Below are 16,756 nucleotides of genomic sequence, written 5' to 3'. Positions count from 1 at the left end.
TCTCCATTCTTGTGTAGATTTAGCTTGGTATTCTTTCCTTAACAGGCAACATCACTTCAAAAATCTGCTGTTCTTTTTGATCCGTGGATACATCATCTTGCCACATCAGTTCCCAGATATCTCCATCTATCTGTAAATTAGCTGATTCCAGATAGGCTTTGAATCGTTTTGTAAAATCTTTTAAATGATGGATCTCCCCTCTGACGAATCCCGACACATAATTTCCTGCTGGTCTACAAATAATTGCTTGATCCGAGTAAAGAGGCAGTCGTTCTTTGGGAATCATCACTAATGCACGGTAAGGCGCTTCATGGATCGACTCTTGATCGAATGAAGATCCTTCTACTAAATAACCGATGGGGTAGCCACTAAATAAATCCTTGTAATCTAAATAAGGATAAAAACGTGAAAAAGCCTGAAAGACCGAAGTCTCATCATACTCATTGATTTCTTCAGAAACAGCAAAATATACTTCTGACCGATAACTATAAGTCATATTGGTAAAATCGGCTGTCTGTACTTTTTCAAATCGCGAAATGAACCGATCCAAAACGGCTTTATGTTCCTCTAGTTCCGTTATTTTCTGATCTACTTCTTTACGACGGATGATCAACTCTTTTTGCATCGTCTCAGGATTGCGGTTTCTTAGAAATGTTTGGATTTCCTCTAAGGACATATCCAATGCTCGCAAGACCAAAATCACATCTAATTCCGCACACTGTTCAAATCCGTAATAACGATACCCGTTTTCACCGATCTGTTTAGGTTTGAACAGCCCGATTTGATCATAATAAAGCAGTGTACGACGACTAACACCGCCATAAGCCGCAAGTTCACTGATGGTCAAAAATTTTTTCAAAAAAAATGCCTCCCTCCTATTGACTGTTACGTTACGTTACAGTTTATTCTAGCACAGAACGACGTAATTGGAGGGAATTTTTATGAAACAATTAAAACAATTTTTTTCACCGAAAAACGCCTATTTCTAGGTACTTTTTTATTTATGCTGATCCATTCTTTCGGGACACTTTTTCTTCCCTATTTTGTAGCCAAGATCATTGATGATGGCATTTTAAAACAAGATCAATCAGCTATCATCCGCTATGGGGGCTGGATGCTGGCTGTTGCACTAGGAACTGGTGTGATTGCTGTCAGTGCTAGTTATTTTTCTGCCCATCTATCAGGGAAATTCGGACATCATCTTCGGATCAAACTATTCAACAAAATACAGGAGCTTGCGATCTCTAGTTTTGAAAAATATGGTACACCAACCTTGCTTGCAAGAACAACGAATGACATCAATAACATTCAACAAATCTTGATGATGGCTTTACAAATGATTCTTCCCGCTCCACTGATCATTTTGGCTTCGATTATTTTAACAGGTAGTGTATCTTGGCGAATGGTGTGGATCCCTATTGCAGCGATTGCTTGTTTCTCGATCGTCGCACTTTTCGTCATTTATCAAGCAATCCCTTTGGCAAAGAAAACGCAGAAAAAAGTAGATACTATGATGCGGATTTTGCGTGAAACCTATACAGGCGTACGGGTGATTCGCGCCTTTGACAAAGCTAGTTTCGAAAAAAAGCGGACAGACCAAACCTTTGAAGGGTACGCAAAAGTGATGATCCAAGTCAATCGTTTATTCGCTGTTTTGAATCCAGCCGTACACTTTTTCATGGGGCTGTCCATTCTAAGCATTTTGGGATTCGGCGGTTTCCAAAGTCTCTCAGGAAACCTGCCCATCGGCAGTATCACTGCGATCATCGAATATACCGTTTTGAGCCTTTGGTTTTTGACCATGGCAGCAATGGTGATCGTCATGATCCCAAAAGGATTGACATCCTTGCAGCGGATTGAAGAAGTTTTGTCTGAAGAAGAAACGATGACAGACGGTCCACAGCCAATCTTGTCAAAAGAAAGCTCATTAGTAGCTGCCTTTCATCATGTCTCCTTCACCTATGCTGGGGCAGAGGAACCCGTACTGGAAGATATTGATTTTGAGATCCATCGCGGACAGACCACTGCGATTGTTGGCGGCACCGGATCAGGAAAAAGTACGATCGCCAAAGCACTTTTGCGGTTAAAAGACGTTTCTAACGGCTCAATCACATTATATGATCGTGATATTCGAGAAGTCTCACAGGTCGCACTACGATCATTTATCAGCTATATTCCTCAAAAAGCATTGTTGATCAGTGGATCGATCTGGGACACATTGACTTTCGGGATTGTCAATCCCGATCCGCAACAAGTAGCACAGGCCGTCAAAATCGCGCAAGCAGAGTCGTTTATCAAAAGTCTACCCGATGGGATCGACAGTCACGTTGCTCAAAAGGGCAGCAATTTTTCTGGCGGCCAAAAACAACGCTTGAGTATAGCGCGCGCATTAGTGAAGCCCGCTCACATTTACTTTTTTGATGACAGTTTTTCGGCGCTTGACTATCAAACAGATGCAAATTTACGGCGAGCATTAAAATCTTATGTCCGTGATTCAGCCGTAGTAATCGTGGCTCAGCGTGTTGCAACTGTCATGGATGCTGATCAAATCATCGTTCTTGATGAAGGAAAAATCGTCGGAAAAGGGACCCATTCAGAACTGATGGAAACCTGTAGCACCTATCAAGAATTTGCGGCTTCGCAAGGAATAGGAGGAGAAAAAAATGAGCAAAAAAATAACTGATGCACCAAAAAATTTAAAACATACGAGCATGCGGCTCTTACAATTATTATTCCAGCAAAAAAGCCGCTTCGGACTGATTTTGATTTCTGCTCTCTGCTACGCGACACTTATGACAATCGCACCATTACTGTTGGGTCAAGGATTGGATAATCTCATCACTTTGCTTCAGCAAGGAGGCTGGCAACCAAGTGAATTCTTGCAAGTCATCAAATGGCCACTGCTCCTTCTAGGGATCTCCTGGCTGATGATTAGTCTATTTTCATTTTTACAAGAATACACAATGGCAAGTGTCAGCGAAACATTGACCTTAACCCTCAGAAAAGAATTGACGCACAAGTTTAATCGGTTGCCGGTACGATTTTACGATACGCATCAGACAGGCGATATTTTAAGCCGAGCAATTCTAGACCTGGATAAAGTCTCTGAAGTCCTTCAAGTCGGATTGATGCAACTCATTACAGCCACTCTCAGTATCTTATTTGGTCTTGGTGTGATGTTTTGGCTCAGTCCATTATTAACTGTAGGGATTATCATTATCCTACTGATAAGTGCTTTCGCTACCCATCGACTGGCTCAGCGAAATTTGGTTTACTTTTCAGAAAATCAGACAACATTGGGAGCAGTCGGTAGCCGGGCAGAAGAGTTTTATACTGCCCATTTATTGATCAAATCCTACAATCAGCAATCTGCTGTCGCTTCAGAAATGCACGAATTAAGTGAAAAGCAATTTCATGCTTTTCGTAAAGCACAATTTGTTAGCTATGCGATCAATCCGTTCATTCGCTTTATCAACCAAATCGGGTTTGTCGTAAGTGCTGTGATTGGTGGAATGATGGTAATCAATGGACAGTTATCCATCGGGTTGATCCAAGCCTACTTGCAATATACCAATCAAGTTTCCGAACCGATCACACAAGCTTCTTATATTATTAATACGTTACAAAGTGCATTAGCGTCATTGGAACGGATCTTTGAGATTTTGGATTATCCAGAAGAAAAAGAAACCCAACACCCTCTTGCAGTCCCAGAAGAATTGTCGGGGAGAATCGATTTTGAAGATGTTTCTTTCGGTTATTCTCCAGATAAATTATTGATGCAACATGTGAACCTACAAGTTGCACCTAGACAGACAGTAGCCATCGTGGGGCCTACTGGGGCCGGCAAGACAACTTTGATCAACTTGCTGATGCGCTTCTATCCACTGAATGGAGGCAAGATCCGGATCGATCGCTACAATATGACGGATTTTTCAGCCACAGACATTCGCAAAAAATTTGGGATGGTTTTACAAGACACATGGTTGTTTGAAGGAACGATTGCAGAGAATATTGCTTACGGCAAAAAAGATGCAACGAAAGAGGCAATCATTGCCGCCGCAAAAGCAGCACAATGCGATCATTTTATTCGGACACTGCCGAAGGGCTACGAGACGATCATAGGATCCGAAACCGAACTATCACAAGGTCAGCAACAACTTTTGACGATTGCTCGTGCAATTTTGGCAGATCCAGCTATTTTGATTCTGGACGAAGCGACTTCCAGTGTTGATACCCGAACCGAACAAATGATCCAAACAGCAATGGACACATTGACGAAAAATCGAACAAGCTTTGTCATTGCCCATCGCCTCTCCACGATCAAGAATGCTGATTTGATCCTTGTGATGGAAGCAGGACAAATCATTGAGCAAGGCAAACATGAGGAACTGTTAGCAAAACCTTCATTATACGCCCAACTCTACAATAGTCAGTTTGCCAGAAATTGATTAGAATTTTTGTCACGTTTCATCTAGAGATCAAAAAGCAAAGGCCATCGCCAACAAAAAAGACTGCGTCTAGTATACAGACGCAGTCTTTTTTTGAGATTCATTGACTCATTCCTTCATTTTTCCTTGGAGATCACCAGGTCAAGAAAGTAATTTCCGGAAATGAATTTTTTACTTTAAAGCAAAAAAAGAAGACCATTGCCGGTCTTCTTTTAAAAGTTGTTATTATGCTTTAACGATGTTTGTTGCTTGTAAGCCACGTTGGCCTTCTTCAACGTCGAAAGTCACTGCTTGACCTTCATCTAAAGTTTTGAAGCCGTCGCCTTGGATAGCTGAAAAGTGTGCAAATACATCATTGCCATCTTCACCTGTAATAAATCCAAAACCTTTATCTGCATTAAACCATTTTACTGTACCGTTATTCATAAACGTATACCTCCATATTACACATCGTGTGTGTTTATTTTTGTAATAGAAAATGATGTGTAATTGAAGTGTGTATCAAAAGATAAACAAGTATTAACATATCAGAACTTTACTTTTATAGAATACCATGCCAGAAGAAAAATAGCAATGATAATGCCGCTTTTCTTTTTCGATACTCGTAAAACCTTAAGTTTTCCTTGGCAACAACTTTTCTAATCCTGTCTCTAGCTCTTTTACCACCTTATTCCTTTCACATATCCTTTGCGCTTTGTAGAATATTTGTAGAACACGCGACGCTTTTGCGTACATAAGAACATGTAAAATAGCGAATTCTAAGACAGTGCTATCTAGGCTATTGTTTCAAGTACAAGATTCAACGCCAATCGATACTTGCCTCTTGCAGAAACATGCACCGAACAATTCTTTTATTTTATCAAACTTGTCTCTGGAAACTTTAAGGAAATTTTTAGCCTTCTTTTTATTCTAGTTCTATTTAAAATTATTTAAAAGTAAAATTATTTAAAAGTTAGTAGAGAAAATCCCCAATGACTCGCTGAAACGTAAATTGATTCATAGATGTCCTTCTCATTCCTGTAAAGATAATTTCCATTAAAGCTGCCTTTCTCATAAATTTTTCTTTCTTGAAACTGGATTATGATATTTTCAGTAAGAATTGCTTGATATTTATTAAATTTCTCCTCATTTATGTTTTTTGTTTCACAAACTAAACCCCTCTATGGTATAATCATTTTGTTTTTAAGAAAACTATGGGCATACAAAGGAGAAGGTAACATGAAAAAAACAAAAATCACTTTAATCGCTGCTTCATTGCTAATGGGAGGAACTCTTCTAGCTGCATGTAGTTCTGATAACAATACAACTGCAAGTTCATCAACTGCTGCTTCAACTGCAACAACTGCATCAACAGATGATGTTGTTTCAACAGCTTCAGTAAGTGACCAAACTTCAGTCATTGAAAAAGCATTGAGCGCAGACGGTAACTGGATCGTTGCTGTTACAGACAACATGACTTTCGACAAAGATTTGACAGTTGACGGCGAATTCCATGACAAAGGGGACGCTGCAAATGATATCTACCGTAAATTTGCATTGTACTCTCAAGATGAAAACCGTACAGTAACTGCTGAATACACTGTAACTGTTCCTAAATTAGTTGTTAACTCAGAAAACTTCAACATCGTTAACGGTGTAGTGAAAGGCGACATCGAAGTAAATGCAAAAGGCTTCGTATTGAACGGCACTAAAGTTGAAGGAAACATCACGTTCGCTTCTAAAGAAATTCAAGATTCAGCAACACTTGATAAAGAAGGCGCATCTGTTACAGGTGACGTGAAAGTCAGCGAATAATTTTTTACTGTTTTCTTTGTGAAAAACACTTTCGAAAAAGGAACCTTGGATTTGATTTTATTCATCTCCAAGGTTTTTTCTGTGTTTTTTTATTCTCTGTTTTATCGTTGTTCCCACTAACTTTGTGTAAGTAGCTACAAAGATTTTCTGATAATCTAAAAAATTCCTCCCATCGTTTTTCACTCTGACGCACACTTGCCAAAAATGTTTGACGATAAGAGGATTTTTTACTTCTTGCCGATTAACTGCTTAATTCAATGCTACTCACTCTTCAATAGAAGCCCATTTGTAATCATATTGCGCACCTGCACCATGAGAAACGACTCCTTTGACTTTTGGCGCCCGCAAATGGGCTTCCACGTTTTGGTAAACAGGAATGACACCTTGTTCTGCCATAATGATTTTTTCTGCTTCTAGTAGATCTTGCCAACGAGCTTCAGGATCTCCCGCATGGGTTGAAGCAGCGGCATTCACTGCTGCATCATAATCTGGATTACTCCAACGACCACGGTTATAGGAATTTCCAGTAACAAACAGATCTGTAAAGCTGCTGGCATCTGCATAGTCGGCCCCCCATCCGCCCATTACAACATCAAAGTCTCCGTTGTTGGAACGATCTAGCCGAACAGAAAAAGGTACCGGACTCAAGCTGACTTTCACACCATCCAATGTACTTTCGATTGCACTTTGGACATACTCGATCGCTTTTTTAGTCGAGTCGGTATCAGAAGCCAAGATTTCAAAATCTAATGAATCGATTCCTAAAGCTGCTTTGGCTTTTTCCCAGTGTTCTTTCGCTTTGTCTTCATTGTATTCGATCACACTGCCAGCATCTTCAACAAAATCTTTGTTATCCGTCGGGCTGAAAGTCATACCTTCTGGAATCAATCCTGTCGAAGCTAGAGATCCGTCCCCCAGAATGGAGGATACAAGTGCATCACGATCGATTGCATAAGAAATTGCTTTTCGCAAATCTTCATTACGGAATGGAGAATTTTCTTCTCGCTGATTCAATTCGATATAAGAGGTCCGGGCCAAAGGCTCTGAAACAAAAGCTTCATCATTTGCCATTTGCTGCGCCAATTCTCCTGTTAAGATCACATCGTCTGCTTGACCATCTTGGAATAGATTCAACGATGTCGCAGATTCTTTGACAACACTGACATTGATGGTTTGTAATTTAACATTTTCTTGGTCCCAATACTGATCATTCTTTTCGTAGGACCATTCCGTATCTGTACCCGGTCCATCAAATCCTGTCAAAACAAATGGGCCATTGTACACAGAATTATCACTGGTCGTTGCATATTGATCGCTTTTTTCTTCCACAATTCCTTGATTTTGCGGGAAGAAAGATGGGAAAGCGAGTAAATAATCAAAATAGGGGGTTGCTTTTTCTAAAGTAATCTCTAATTCGTACTCACTGACTGCTTTGATCCCTAACTCGCTAGGATCTGTTTTTCCTGCAGTGATCGATTCAGCATTCTTGACTGGGGCAAACAAATAAGCGTATTCTGAACCTGTTTCGGCTTTTACTGTCCGTTGCCAGCCGTAAACATAATCCGCAGCTGTTACAGGATCACCATTCGACCACTTAGCATCTTCTCGCAATTTCAATCGGTAGATCAATCCATCTTCACTCACTTCTGCGAGTTCAGCAGCTCCAGCAGGTTGCGGCTTACTGTCAGCATCCAAACGATACAATCCTTCATAGACATTATTCAATGCACTGAAGCTGATCGTATCAGTTGCAAGAGAAAGATCTGCACTAGGCATTTCTTGCTGGACGACAACATTGAAGATCTGTTCCGCTGCTGCTGTTCCATTCGAGGAAGTACTTTCTCCTGTGTTACTCGTGCCTCCTGTCGTACATCCGGCTAATAAGACACCACACACTGCTACCAATCCAAAGGCCCACTTTTTCATTTTCCTCTTCCCCTTAAGTTCATAATTTTCAGAATTTTCTGAAGTTGAATTTGATTTTAATCAATAATTATGATAATTGCAAGAGTTTTTCGCTCGTTTTTTTCAAAAAAGATTAAAAAAAAATTTTTTTTTTCATAAATAATTAATCTACAACCTTTATGTTCTCTTTCAAACAAGAAAAAACTGTGATACGCAAGAGCATCCTATCAGCTCCTTACGTATCACAGTCAAACAATTATCAAGCTTCCATTTTGTAGCTTTCTCTACTATTCTTACGATCTCTTATCACACTAAGAATCGTAGGGATCGCACCAATTGCAGTAAACAGATAGACAAGAGCTAGGTTCCCATAGTATTGACTAGCTTCCAAATAACCTTCTCTTAGCAAGTCAGGCAATATCCGAAATGCATAGAAATAATCAACATCGGTATAATAATTGGCTACACTGATAGACCAATCAATCCGATTGCCTAGATAAACCATGATGACCATAATCAAAACACTACCGATGATGCCTTTGTTGCTCAGCTTTCCGCCAAGAAGTTCATACCCTTTTAAAGCACAGACAGCCATTGCAATACCTGATAATGCCGCTACATAACCTAATTGGCCAAGTAAAATAATGACACCGACCCCAATCAGTGAACCTATAAATGCACCAACTATCCCAGCCAGCCAGTTTTCTTTCTTCTGATTCTGCTCATGCAGGCTAGCAAGCATCGCTTCATTTTGCTTTTTGAAACAAGCACTGCAAGCGATCACTGGCAGCCCACCTATGCTGTAGGTATCTATCGGCGCTTCCGATGTTCCGCAAAACTGACAGACTGTTTGATAGTGATTTTCTTTAAGAAAATCAGTGACTGTATCTAGACCAGCAACCAATTTTTCTTTGGTTTTGGCAACAGTCGTTGCCCCTCGGAATGTATAAGTGACTTGGTAACCTTGTACAGAGCAGTCCAATATGTCTTTGGAATCAGTCACTACTTGTCTCACTTGCTCTGAGCTAGGTAGTTCTTGGTTTTTGCTGATCGAAAAAGTTGCTGCGAAAGAATAACTATTATTATTCAATTGTGTCAATATAACTTTATACGAACGATACGTACCGTAAATCACACCCATTTTTGGATCTACCGACAACCCCAACGTCTCCGCAAAACTAGATAATGTTTTTACGAGCTTCTTATTCATTTGTCCTCCTTATAAACGATAGATTATAACAAACGTTATAACTTTGAGTGTAAAATAGAGGCCAAAATCGTGTCAAAAGATACGTTTGTGTATTTTGTAACACGATTTGTTTTCTTTAAGCGATTCCCGATATTACCATCTGCTGGCCTTCAGGAAGTGATCGATAAGACAAATTTCTGAAGAGCAGCTGCAACTCCACTGTCTTTATTTGAAAGTGTAACGGCATCCGCCTGTTCCCTGACTCTTCGTGGTGCATTGGCCATTGCGACCCCTACTCCAGCTTTTAGTATCATAGGTAAATCATTGAAGTTATCTCCTATTGCCAACGTTTGCGCTAGAGGCACGTTGTAATAAGAAGCCAGTTCCATCAATGCTTTTTCTTTTGAAACTTCTCGATGCGTGACTTCTAGGTAATTATCTTTTGAAAGGTAAAGAGCGCTCGTCTTCAAAGATTGCTTTTCCCAGTAACCTTTTACTTTTTGGATCTCAGCAGACGTACCGATCAAAAGTAATTTATGAACGGGTATTTGCAAGGACTGTACTAAGGCCAATAAATCTGCCTCCTGCGGTACCTCCTGCGTGATTGCGGCTTCTTTTTTTACCCATTCATCAAGACGATCCACATACCAAACTGTATCTGAATAAAGATTGATAGAAACTTGTGAGAAGTGTGTTCTTGTCTCGCTGATGATTCGCACAACTTCTTTGATGGCAACTTCATGACTTGAGATAGGCGGAGCAGAAAGATTTCTGTTTGCCAGAACTAACGCGCCATTGTAACAAGCCAAAGGATACTCGCTGATTCCTAACGCTTCAGCTAAGTGCTGCATCCCTTTTGGTGATCGTGCAGACGCTAAGACAAAAGGAATTTTACTTTCTTTTAATCGTTGCAGCACCTGTTGTAAGTTTGGGTCAATCTGATGGGTATCATCTAAAATCGTTCCATCAATGTCGCTTACGATTAATTTGATTTCTCTCGTATTCATTTGTGCCTCCTAACTTTAGCTATGACTTTCATTCGACTATCTTCATCCTCAAATTCGCCTAAGGATGAATCCAATTAGCGTGATTTTTTGATTCGTAATGCTTGATTCTTCGCTAAATAAAATGGACGCAAATAAGCGACTGTGTTTGATAAAAGTAGAACATCGGGAGATAGTTGGATGTTCAAGCAGTTTTCGAGATATTCTTTGCGTTTCGTGATACGTTCCCACAGTTCTGGATAATCGGCTTTTAATTCTTGTCGCAGTTCTTGATCAGCTAATGCAATACATTCTTCCGCACTGACACCAGTATACTCAGGAACAGATGGAATGATATCTACTTGGAACATCATGCCGCTTTCTAAAGGTGTAAGAGAGTCCGCGTAGATTGGTGAAGACATCCACTCATCATCCGAAACCAGATGTCCAGGATTCAAGTGCCAGTGATAACTCTTTTTTGGCAGAACTTCTTCAATCAATCGATACATCTCGCCACCCGTTTGGTTGATTCGAATTGCTTCCAACCAAGTGGTGATCGCCTGGTAATACGGTTTCACGACACGTTCAAGGTAATCTTGTTGTTCAGCCGGCAATTGACTTGCTTCTGAGACGACAAATCCCGTGCGACTGGAGAGTCCTCCTTTATAACCAATCGTCATTGAGAAAGGATCACCCAAAGCAATTCGTTTGTGCGTTGGATAAAGATTGGCAAATTCAAATCGTTTACCGCTAGCAGCGATTGGCACCACAGAAGGCATTTGTCCCTCTGCCAACAAATATGCCCCAATTTCGGCTTCTTTTTTGCCAACTTCAATCGCATTCATCGCACTCAAAATACAACGAGAAGAAAGGTTAGCCCCATATTCATAATGAGCGATCTCATTGGCATTGTTGTGACTACGGCTTCCTTTTTCACCAATCAGCAAATAAGCAGCATTTACCACATGACATGTCCTTGTGACTGCCCGTTTGACTGCATCTACGATAAAATAAGGAACATCAAAGAGTGTGGCTGGATCTTCGTGATGCGTCGTGAACATCTTCCACCCAATGATGCCAATTTTTTTCTTCTCTTTAAACCTTAAAGAAGAAAAAACAGAGGATAGTGATTTTTCTCCTGTCATAGGCTGATTCGGCAGCGAAAACTGCGGGTAATGGACTAGCTCTGCCGCTATGCGGGAATGAGCCTGCAGCTTTAAATTTTCATTTCCCAAAATGAGTGTTGCGGCGCCAGTTTTATCTAGAACCAATAGTCCTTCCTCGAATCTTGGCAGGAATCCTGACAGATATTCAAAGTTGCTGCCATGTTCTTTGTCTGCATAGATCACCAACGTGTCAAACTCTTCAGCAGCCATTCGCTCTAAGACACTTAGTTTGCGCTGACTCATGGTCGCATCACTTAAAAAAACTGGAGCGACCTCTTCAAAAATAGGTGGTTCTGGTAAAATGGCTAATTCAATCGCTTTTTTCATGATTAAGACTCCTTCTGATTTACTCTGTTACATAAATGGTCACATTCGCTGCGGCAAGTGCTGCTTGTAACTCGATGTCTGGTTGTTGATCGGTGATTAAAAGATCGATCTCCGGCAGATCACAGACTTTAAAAAAACCAGTCGTTGCTAACTTTGTATGGTCAGCTACTGCAATGACATACTCTCCTTGTTTCACCATCTGACGCTTGACCATGCCTTCTTCTTCCGTATGGATAAATACGCCTTCTGTAGAAAGGGCAAATACTCCTAACAGTGTGTAATCTGCCTGAAATTGGGCAAGTTTGGCAACAGTATCCGCACCATATAAAAATAATTGTTCTTTGTCTAATCTTCCAGGCAAAACCGTAATCGTACTCTGTTTTAGCGCTGCCAATCGTTGGGCATGAGTCAATGAATTAGTAATCGCTTGAAGAGGATAATCTGACAGTTCATTGATCACCGCTTCTACAGTTGTCGATGCATCAAAAATAATCGCAGCTGGCTGTTTGATCCAATGAATAGCTGCTTTAGCAATTTTTGCTTTTATGTCATAAAATTGCCCGGCGCGAGTTTGATAATCATAAATCACGGCTGCAGGGTTCGTCGAAACCGCCCCTCCGTGGGTTCGTTTAAGTACTTGCCGTTTTTCTAATTGAATCAGATCACGACGAATCGTATCTTTTGATACGGATAACAACTTGGACAATCGTTCAATCGAAGCACTTTGCTCAACTGCTAGCACTTCTTGGATTTTAGCTAGGCGCTGTTCCACAAACATCTCTCTGTCATTCCTTTCCACTAAAAAATACAATGCAAAAAATTGCTAAACAATGCAAAAAGATGCAAACGATCTTAAAAAAACTACCTCCAACAAACATGTTGCAGGTAGTTTTGTCGTCATTGTTCTTCTTATTTTACACGAAGCGCAAAGCTGGCTGTTGAAAAACCTGAACTTGCTTCGGTAACCGTGTACCCAGTGCTTGGTGCATGAATGAAGCTGCCGTTACCAGTTGCAATTGCAACATGATACGTATTGCCTTTTTCACCCCAGAATAGAAGATCTCCTGCTTGGGCTTGAGATACAGGGATGATCGTACCGGCACTTTCTTGCGGAACGGTCCAATCGCCAATATTTTTCCCTGTTACTTGTAAAAAGACATAACGAGTGAAACCGGAACAGTCAAAGACATCTGGCCCTTTCCCTCCCCATTGGTAGGGTGTCCCGATATATTTACGGGCTTCAGCTACAATAGCAGCACCGTTAATATTCGTACCGATAGTATTGTTGCCAGAATTGCCAGGATTTGTTGTGGTATTTCCACTGACTTCTTTTACGTAAGCTGCGGTGATCCAGCCACCGCTAGATAACTTATACCACGTCGTATTACCATTGACAGAAGTCCCTTTTTTCTGCGCCACTGCTTTCACTACAGCGTTGCTGCTCAAACTGCTGACAATACTGGCAGTAGTTGAAGCGTTCGAACGAACATTCATCCCAGTCGTAGTCTGTAGATTTTTACTGATTGCTTGTTCGGCAGAATTATTTGATGAATTAGAATTATTGCTGCTTGATCCACCGGTTGATGGACTGCTCGTATTGCTCGCATCTTTGACATAAGCTGCCGTGATCCAACCACCTGTAGATAATTTGTACCATGTCTTATTGCCGTTGACGGATGAACCTGATTTTTGAGCGACAACTTTAACGGTCGTGCTATTGCTCAGACTTCCCACAACACTACCACTTGTTGATGCACTGGAACGTACATTCAATGAAGCGGTGGTCTTGACATTTTTGCTGATTGCTTGTTCTGTAGTTGATGTGTTTCCAGGATTGCTTGTCGTTGAACCGCTAGACACAGCCTGAACATAAGCTGCGGTAATCCAGCCACCATTAGACAATTTGTACCATGTTGTTGTACCATTCACGGAAGTTCCTGATTTTTGAGCAACCACAATGACCGTGGCATTGCTGCTCAATCCCCGAACGACACTCGCACTGGTTGATGCACTAGACCGTACATTCAGTGCTGCTGTTGTTTTGACGGTCTTATTGACAGCTGTTTCTCCGCTAATACTGTTGTTGGAAGAGTTGCTGTTGCTGGCGGTTGTTACATAAGCGCCAGAGATCCAGCCCCCAGATGACAACTTGTACCACGTTGTGTTCCCATTGACGGAAGTTCCTGATTTTTGAGCAACAGCTTTGATCGTGGTATTGTTCCCCACACCGTTGATAATTCTCGCACTGGTTGAAGCGTCTGAACGCACATTCAGTGAAGCGGTCGTTTTAAATTGTCGATTGATCGTTGTTTCTGACGATCGAGCAAGAGTTGTCGTTGCAGTTGATTTAGTTGACTTTGCTACTTCTGTTTCATTTACTCCTGTAGCGTTGGCCTCTGGTGCGTTGACCAAAGTTGTGAATACACCTGATGTAGAAGCTAACACCGTTGTAACCCCTATACTTTTTTGAATAAAAAGTGATCGTTTTTGTTTCACTAAACGCTTACGGATTGCTTTTCGAGATTCCAATGAAACACCCCCTCCTTTTCATTCTATCAAAATCGATTGATTTTTAACATCTTTTTTCTGTCTGTAACATTTATTTAATGTAGGTTTATTCCTTGGCACCGAAAAATTTTCTTTCTAAACCCACGTTTTACCTATACAAACGATACAAATACAATTCTATTTTAAATGAAAAAAATATAGAACGCTATCAAAACGAATGAACCCGACTGTTTTTTTGGAAACTAGAGTAGCTCCTATCAAATAAACAAGGTAGGCCAATTTTCTTCAATAATCCTGCCATCTACTCGACATTTATTTGCAATCTAGTCCTTTTTTCTTCACAAATACTATTTTAAAAAGCGTTAAAGCTTTAAAAACAAAAGAGAAACCGTTTTAATTCTTTGTGAAATTATGCTATAGTAAAAAAAAGGAAGAGGTGACTTAAAATGAAAACGAAATCGAAAGAAAAAGTTTATGCCGAGCGTCAGCATAGTTATAAGCAAGAAAAAGAGGAAATTTTCAAAAAAGCCCTTGCTTCTGTATCAAAAAAAGACAAAAAATCCGCCGCTAAAGACAAACGATGACCCTTATCTGCCTGCGACATTTACTTTAGGCTGCTTTGTAGCTTGAAAAACATGCCTGACTATTCAACCGATCCGAGTAGACTCTCGGTTCGGCTAAATAATCAGGTATTTTTTGTGTCGTTAAAGCTTTAAAGATCCCGTCATTCCTTTGACAAACCCTCGTTGCATAAAGAGAAAAAGGACTAATGTAGGGATCGTTGCAATGACAATTGCTGTCATCTGCACGCCATAGTTCGCAACATAAGAAGCCGATGATAAGTTCGATATCAGCAACGTCATCGTTTGACGATCTTCTGTCTGCAAAAAGATCAGCGGGAGCAAATAGCTATTCCATGAGTTCATAAAAGCATAGATAGCCGCTGCTGCATAAGTTGAGCGCATCATTGGAAAAACGATCCGAAAGAAAATCGTATACTCACTTGCTCCTTCGATCCTGCTGGCATCTAAAATGCCATCGGGAAAGGACTTGAAATTTTGACGAAAGAAAAAAATCAGGAAGAGATTATTGACTAGCGGCAAAATAACGGCGATATGCTGATTTACAAGATGCAGGCCTGACATCATCTTAAACAATGGGATGACTAATGCAGCCAGTGGAATCATCATGCACAGTAAAAAAAGCGAGTAAATCATTTCACTGCTGCGGGTTCGAAATTTCTCAAAACCAAATGCCGCCAATGATGTGATCAGTAAACTAAATAGAACAGTAATTACAGAAATCTTGATCGAATTCCACATGATCAAGGAAACATTATAGTTAGAAAATAGTTGCTGAAGGTTCGTGATCAGCTGATTTCCTAGTGTGAGTTTTCCAGCAGCAATCTGATTCGATGTATTCGTCGCTCCCGCGATCATCCAATAGAAAGGAAAGATAGAGACGAATGCCGCTACGATCAAAAAAAGATATTTTATCAGTGTATTCACATTTCGCTTCATCGCTGCTCCTTTCTGCTTATTGTCGGTCGTCTTTTGCTAATTTGAACTGCGCATAGGATAAGACCGCAATGAGCACTACCAACGCCCACGACAATGTTGCTGAATAACCAAAATTTGAGGTATAGACAAATGAATGATTGTAGATCAGTTGTGCTGCAGTCAATGTCGCATTTGAAGGGCCACCGCCTGTTAAATTCACCACTTCATCAAAGAGCTGAATCGTTCCGATCGTCGATGTGATTGTGGTAAAAACAATCACTGGCTTCAATTGAGGAATAATGATCCTAAAGAACTTCTGAAAGCTGTTTGCGCCATCTATATCCGCAGCCTCCAACGTATCATCTGAAATATTTTGTAATCCTGCTAAATAAAAAATCATGTTATACCCTGTCCAGCGCCAGCATAAGGCAATGATCACCGTCACTTTCGCCCAAAAAGGGCTATTTAACCAGTCTAACGGTTGTTGGATAATTCCAATTGCCAGCAAGCCCCGATTAATGATCCCATCGATCTGGAACATCATCTTAAACAAAACCGCATAAGAAACCAGAGAGGTGACACTTGGCAGAAATAAGGCAAGCTTAAAAAAAGTTCGTCCAACTAGTTTTGGTGTATTCAACACAAAAGCTAGTAAAAGTCCTAAAAACACCATGATTGGCACTTGAAAAATCAAGAAAACAAAATTGTTGAATAATGCTTTGTGGAAAATGGTATCTTGAAACATCCGAACGTAATTGCCTAAACCAACAAAAACGGATTGCAATCCTTGCATCGTATGAAGAGATAAATAAATTGAATAAAGAATTGGATAGATCATGAAAATACTGCTTAAGATCATTGCAAAACTAATAAATTTCCATACTTCTCGCCTTTTTCTCGAAGGATCCATCTTATTCACTCCCTGCTAATGCAAATC

Annotated in this window: 14 protein-coding genes; 4 read left to right on the top strand and 10 right to left on the bottom strand. The window is 40.5% G+C overall.

Annotated elements, in window-relative coordinates; all coding sequences use genetic code 11:
- Positions 1 to 19: 19 nt before the first annotated feature.
- Complete coding sequence (locus tag DVW06_RS00930) at positions 20 to 859, bottom strand: MerR family transcriptional regulator (protein WP_137264315.1); 840 nt, start codon at positions 857 to 859, stop codon at positions 20 to 22.
- A gap of 144 nt (positions 860 to 1,003) precedes the next feature.
- Here DVW06_RS00930 and DVW06_RS00925 point away from each other — a divergent pair, with 144 nt between their 5' ends.
- On the top strand, positions 1,004 to 2,683 hold the full coding sequence (locus DVW06_RS00925; RefSeq protein ID WP_202617022.1) for an ABC transporter ATP-binding protein: 1,680 nt from the start codon (positions 1,004 to 1,006) through the stop codon (positions 2,681 to 2,683).
- Positions 2,664 to 4,448: an ABC transporter ATP-binding protein gene (locus DVW06_RS00920; protein WP_137264314.1), complete on the top strand. Its 1,785-nt coding sequence runs from the start codon at positions 2,664 to 2,666 to the stop codon at positions 4,446 to 4,448. The genes DVW06_RS00925 and DVW06_RS00920 overlap by 20 nt, the downstream gene beginning before the upstream one ends.
- Positions 4,449 to 4,673: 225 nt before the next feature.
- On the opposite strand, the gene DVW06_RS00915 is transcribed toward DVW06_RS00920, so the two are convergent.
- Positions 4,674 to 4,874 (bottom strand): cold-shock protein, encoded by a 201-nt coding sequence (locus tag DVW06_RS00915; protein ID WP_003125681.1) that lies wholly within the window; start codon positions 4,872 to 4,874, stop codon positions 4,674 to 4,676.
- Between the two features lie 792 nt (positions 4,875 to 5,666).
- Between DVW06_RS00915 and DVW06_RS00910 the strand changes: the two genes are divergently transcribed.
- Positions 5,667 to 6,242 carry a polymer-forming cytoskeletal protein gene (locus DVW06_RS00910; protein WP_005470607.1) on the top strand — a complete coding sequence of 192 codons (576 nt, stop codon included), beginning with the start codon at positions 5,667 to 5,669 and terminating at the stop codon, positions 6,240 to 6,242.
- A 264-nt stretch (positions 6,243 to 6,506) separates the two neighbouring features.
- On the opposite strand, the gene DVW06_RS00905 is transcribed toward DVW06_RS00910, so the two are convergent.
- The 6 genes from DVW06_RS00905 to DVW06_RS00880 all read right to left on the bottom strand — a co-directional run bounded on the left by DVW06_RS00905 (position 6,507) and on the right by DVW06_RS00880 (position 14,341).
- A complete protein-coding gene (locus tag DVW06_RS00905; RefSeq protein ID WP_137264313.1) occupies positions 6,507 to 8,168 on the bottom strand; it encodes a peptide ABC transporter substrate-binding protein in 1,662 nt (553 codons plus the stop codon).
- A 238-nt stretch (positions 8,169 to 8,406) separates the two neighbouring features.
- Positions 8,407 to 9,357 carry a hypothetical protein gene (locus tag DVW06_RS00900; protein ID WP_137264312.1) on the bottom strand — a complete coding sequence of 317 codons (951 nt, stop codon included), beginning with the start codon at positions 9,355 to 9,357 and terminating at the stop codon, positions 8,407 to 8,409.
- Between the two features lie 149 nt (positions 9,358 to 9,506).
- Positions 9,507 to 10,343 (bottom strand): Cof-type HAD-IIB family hydrolase, encoded by an 837-nt coding sequence (locus DVW06_RS00895; RefSeq protein WP_137264311.1) that lies wholly within the window; start codon positions 10,341 to 10,343, stop codon positions 9,507 to 9,509.
- Between the two features lie 74 nt (positions 10,344 to 10,417).
- Positions 10,418 to 11,812, bottom strand: coding sequence for a M24 family metallopeptidase (locus DVW06_RS00890; RefSeq protein WP_117474447.1), 1,395 nt, complete (start codon positions 11,810 to 11,812; stop codon positions 10,418 to 10,420).
- 19 nt (positions 11,813 to 11,831) lie between these two features.
- Complete coding sequence (locus DVW06_RS00885) at positions 11,832 to 12,590, bottom strand: DeoR/GlpR family DNA-binding transcription regulator (RefSeq protein WP_003125675.1); 759 nt, start codon at positions 12,588 to 12,590, stop codon at positions 11,832 to 11,834.
- 131 nt (positions 12,591 to 12,721) lie between these two features.
- Positions 12,722 to 14,341, bottom strand: coding sequence for a C40 family peptidase (locus DVW06_RS00880; RefSeq protein ID WP_137264310.1), 1,620 nt, complete (start codon positions 14,339 to 14,341; stop codon positions 12,722 to 12,724).
- 425 nt (positions 14,342 to 14,766) lie between these two features.
- Here DVW06_RS00880 and DVW06_RS17145 point away from each other — a divergent pair, with 425 nt between their 5' ends.
- Positions 14,767 to 14,904, top strand: coding sequence for a hypothetical protein (locus DVW06_RS17145; RefSeq protein ID WP_005470606.1), 138 nt, complete (start codon positions 14,767 to 14,769; stop codon positions 14,902 to 14,904).
- A gap of 120 nt (positions 14,905 to 15,024) precedes the next feature.
- Here DVW06_RS17145 and DVW06_RS00875 read toward each other — a convergent pair whose 3' ends face one another.
- Together DVW06_RS00875 and DVW06_RS00870 are read right to left on the bottom strand one after the other, a co-directional pair.
- Positions 15,025 to 15,840 (bottom strand): carbohydrate ABC transporter permease, encoded by an 816-nt coding sequence (locus DVW06_RS00875; protein WP_003125672.1) that lies wholly within the window; start codon positions 15,838 to 15,840, stop codon positions 15,025 to 15,027.
- Between the two features lie 16 nt (positions 15,841 to 15,856).
- Positions 15,857 to 16,729 (bottom strand): carbohydrate ABC transporter permease, encoded by an 873-nt coding sequence (locus DVW06_RS00870; RefSeq protein ID WP_137264309.1) that lies wholly within the window; start codon positions 16,727 to 16,729, stop codon positions 15,857 to 15,859.
- Positions 16,730 to 16,756: the final 27 nt, after the last annotated feature.

Origin of the sequence: Enterococcus sp. ARL09-542 (assembly GCF_005234805.1) — a bacterium.
GTDB lineage: Bacteria > Bacillota > Bacilli > Lactobacillales > Enterococcaceae > Enterococcus_D > Enterococcus_D gallinarum.
Note: the sequence above shows the minus strand (reverse complement) of the source record. Positions and strands in the feature narration are given on the sequence as shown.

Coding starts and splice junctions, on each gene's coding strand:
- DVW06_RS00895 (WP_137264311.1), bottom strand. CDS start 10,343: ATGAATACGAGAGAAATCAAATTAATCGTAAGCGACATTGATGGAACG.
- DVW06_RS00870 (WP_137264309.1), bottom strand. CDS start 16,729: ATGGATCCTTCGAGAAAAAGGCGAGAAGTATGGAAATTTATTAGTTTT.
- DVW06_RS00900 (WP_137264312.1), bottom strand. CDS start 9,357: ATGAATAAGAAGCTCGTAAAAACATTATCTAGTTTTGCGGAGACGTTG.
- DVW06_RS00890 (WP_117474447.1), bottom strand. CDS start 11,812: ATGAAAAAAGCGATTGAATTAGCCATTTTACCAGAACCACCTATTTTT.
- DVW06_RS17145 (WP_005470606.1), top strand. CDS start 14,767: ATGAAAACGAAATCGAAAGAAAAAGTTTATGCCGAGCGTCAGCATAGT.
- DVW06_RS00920 (WP_137264314.1), top strand. CDS start 2,664: ATGAGCAAAAAAATAACTGATGCACCAAAAAATTTAAAACATACGAGC.
- DVW06_RS00905 (WP_137264313.1), bottom strand. CDS start 8,168: ATGAAAAAGTGGGCCTTTGGATTGGTAGCAGTGTGTGGTGTCTTATTA.
- DVW06_RS00885 (WP_003125675.1), bottom strand. CDS start 12,590: ATGTTTGTGGAACAGCGCCTAGCTAAAATCCAAGAAGTGCTAGCAGTT.
- DVW06_RS00915 (WP_003125681.1), bottom strand. CDS start 4,874: ATGAATAACGGTACAGTAAAATGGTTTAATGCAGATAAAGGTTTTGGA.
- DVW06_RS00875 (WP_003125672.1), bottom strand. CDS start 15,840: ATGAAGCGAAATGTGAATACACTGATAAAATATCTTTTTTTGATCGTA.
- DVW06_RS00910 (WP_005470607.1), top strand. CDS start 5,667: ATGAAAAAAACAAAAATCACTTTAATCGCTGCTTCATTGCTAATGGGA.
- DVW06_RS00925 (WP_202617022.1), top strand. CDS start 1,004: ATGCTGATCCATTCTTTCGGGACACTTTTTCTTCCCTATTTTGTAGCC.